This is a genomic window from Alphaproteobacteria bacterium (genome assembly GCA_037146715.1).
Lineage (GTDB): Bacteria > Pseudomonadota > Alphaproteobacteria > UBA7879 > UBA5542 > JBAWWO01.
In genome coordinates, this window is record JBAWWO010000029.1 from 1 (window position 1) to 2,882 (window position 2,882).

Annotated in this window: 2 protein-coding genes; both read left to right on the forward strand. The window is 44.2% G+C overall.

What is annotated here, in order from left to right; genetic code table 11:
• Positions 1 to 578 precede the first annotated feature (578 nt).
• Positions 579 to 1,484 carry a hypothetical protein gene (locus WCG05_05660; GenBank protein ID MEI8321465.1) on the forward strand — a complete coding sequence of 302 codons (906 nt, stop codon included), beginning with the start codon at positions 579 to 581 and terminating at the stop codon, positions 1,482 to 1,484.
• 90 nt (positions 1,485 to 1,574) lie between these two features.
• Positions 1,575 to 2,558, forward strand: a complete 984-nt coding sequence (locus WCG05_05665) for a phage major capsid protein (protein MEI8321466.1) — start codon at positions 1,575 to 1,577, stop codon at positions 2,556 to 2,558.
• The last annotated feature ends 324 nt before the right edge of the window (positions 2,559 to 2,882 follow it).

The following is a 2,882-nucleotide window of genomic DNA, read 5'->3' on the forward strand; positions in this document are numbered from 1 at the left end:
ATGTACATGTCGAAGCCCTCGACCCTGGTTTCACGCGAATTGCCCGCAAAATCTGAGTTTTTAGAAAGCTATCCTTTTGGGACAGCTTTTCCCCCTCTTTCCCGTCATCAATAGCCTTGCAGGGGTGTGGTGATTCTCCTCGGGTCGAGCCCAAGGAAAGTAGTGGCGGTTGGGTTCCTATTCTTTATTTTTACAATTTTAATTCCTTGTAATTTCTTTATTATTAAAAATATTTTAAATAAAAATAACTTTTTTACTTGAAAATGAAAAAATAGTTTCTATATCTGTTCTATCCGGGCGCAATGCCTGGATTTCATGTTATACCTCCATAAACTTACCCAGAGAGAGAAATCTCTCTGGGTCTTTTTTTATCTTACGCGGAGATCCTTGGATCAAGTCCGAGGAAGGCAACTTTGTATTGGAGGGTATTGACATTTGAAATAAAATGAAGTATAAAAAGATATAATCAAATAATAATAAGTAAAAACACTTCTTTAATTAAATTTCAAAAGAGTATTATTTTCCGTCTTCGCAGACCATGTTTAAGAATGGGTCCTTCGGCACTTCGTGCTTCGAAGATGACGTTATTTTCAATCAATGAGGATTTGAGGACACTAAGATTTCGCGTGGGTGGCTATGAAGCCCCCTCAACTGATGGGGTGTACGAAGATTTGGCGGTTTTGGAAATGCCTATGGATGAGGGGACTCTGGAATCTGTGGATTTTTTGCCCCAAAATTTGAGCCTGTTCTGTACCTTGGAAGCAGGGATTTACGAAAATGACTGCACTGTTGAACGTATTGTGAATGGCCGGTCTTTTGGGATGACACCTTTATATAAGAGAGGTCACGTTCAGTATGGGGCGTCAGAAATGCTGAAACCCCATAGCAAAGTTCAGTGGGTGGATTTTATTTTCCTGGGCAAAGGGTTTTACCAAAATGCAGATCACCAGTGGGTGCCCTTTAGTGCGGATTCCTGGCTTGCTGAAAATCTATCGAAAAGAAGAGGAGAAAGTCTTTACCGAAAACCCTTTGCGGTGACGAGAAATTCTTTGGTTCTTGAGACGGAAATACAACCGAATGGAGAGGTTCTGACGAAAGGATTGGAAGTGACTGGTTATCCCCGATATTCCTATGGAGGATATTTTCCACCAGTTGGGGGACTGGAAGATATTGAGCAAGTATACTGCTTCCCCATGCATCAACGATACGGCGATACAGAGCGAACGGCCCTGGGACTTGAGAGGTCTTCAGATTATCAGAAAAAGGGGATTCGGGCCCCTGAAGATTTTTTATTAGAAGGGCAACACTACGTTTTTATGAATCCGCCAGATCCCGGTGAAGGGGAAACCCTAGCGGACACAGTTCTGCGCGGGGCCCTGAAAACTTCTGTTACCTGCCAAGAAAAAGAGACCCAGTACGGGTCTTTTTTTTATGGGGCTTTGTCAAAGGATCGGAAAGTGCAGATTTATTTTTCGAGAAATTAACGATTACTTCGCAAAACTGCGGGATCTCGGGTTCATCATGTACATCAGTACAATCAGAAACCTTGCCCCTGGTTTCACTCGTACTTCTTCATTTCTCGCAAGGACGATTTTTTATCAACAACAAAAAAGGAGAACACAATGACATTAGAAACACTACACACAGCTATTTCCGGTCTAACGGAAGATCTGCAGGCTTTTAAGGAAAAGCAAGAGGAAAAACTACAAAAGCTGGAACACAAACTATCTTGCAAAATGAATTTTTCAGAAAGCAGACCTGGGACTGACGTGAAAGGATATGAGGGCGCTTTGCGCGGGTTCAATGGGTTTTTGCGGAAGGGAGAGTATGGGTTTGAAGCGAAATCTTTATCTCGCGGAGAAGTGCCGGGATCCTATGTGGTCCCCACCCCGGTTCAAGAACGCATTTTTAGCAACCTAGAGGGCAGTGCCAGCTTTCGATCCATTGCGCGGGTCATGAATATTTCGTCAAGCTCAGCCGATGTGATTGTAGATACAAAATTGCCTCAGGTGGGTTGGGTGGGTGAAAAAGAAGATCGCCCCGAAACGGAAGCGCCGGACCTTGCCAAAATCAACATTCCTGTTCATGAGCTATATGCTAAACCAAAGGCAACGCAGGCTTTATTAGATGATGCAGCTGTTAACCTGGAAGATTGGTTGGTGCAAAAAGTAACGGAAAAAATGCGGCGCTTTGAAAATGAGTCTTTCATTTCAGGGAACGGTCAGAAAAAGCCCAAGGGCTTTCTATCCTATGAAACGGTGGATCAGAGCGCCTGGACCTGGGGCAAACTCGAACATCTTAAAACAGGATCAGAGGGAAGTTTCGGCGACATACCAGGGACCGACGTCTTAATTGATTTAATGAGCCTTCTGAAAACGGAATACTTGGCGGGCAGCAGCTGGCTTATGTCGCGATCAGCCCATAACCTAGTTCGAAAGTTCATGGATAAAACCTCAGGCCATCATTTGTGGCAGCCCTCTTTAGCTGAAGGGGTTCCCTCAACCTTACTGGGGTATCCAGAGCCTTCGGAAACTTCAAAGAAGCCTACCAAATTCTAGATAGACTGAATATGCATGTACTGCGAGACCCCTATAGTGCCAAACCCTACGTAGAGTTCTACGTGACAAAAAGAGTGGGGGGAGAGGTCGTGAACTTTGAGGCGATCAAGATCTTGAACTTTAAAATCTAGCCTTTTGGGGCACTTCATCGCGAAACGGCGAGATCTCAGACTTCTAATGTACGAGATGTACATGTCGAAGCCCTCGACTCTGGTTTCACGCGAATTGCCCGCAAAAATCTAAATTTTAGGGGAAGAGCCTTTTGGAGTACTTCATCGCGAAACGGCGAGATCTCAGACTTCTAATGTACGAGATGTACATGTC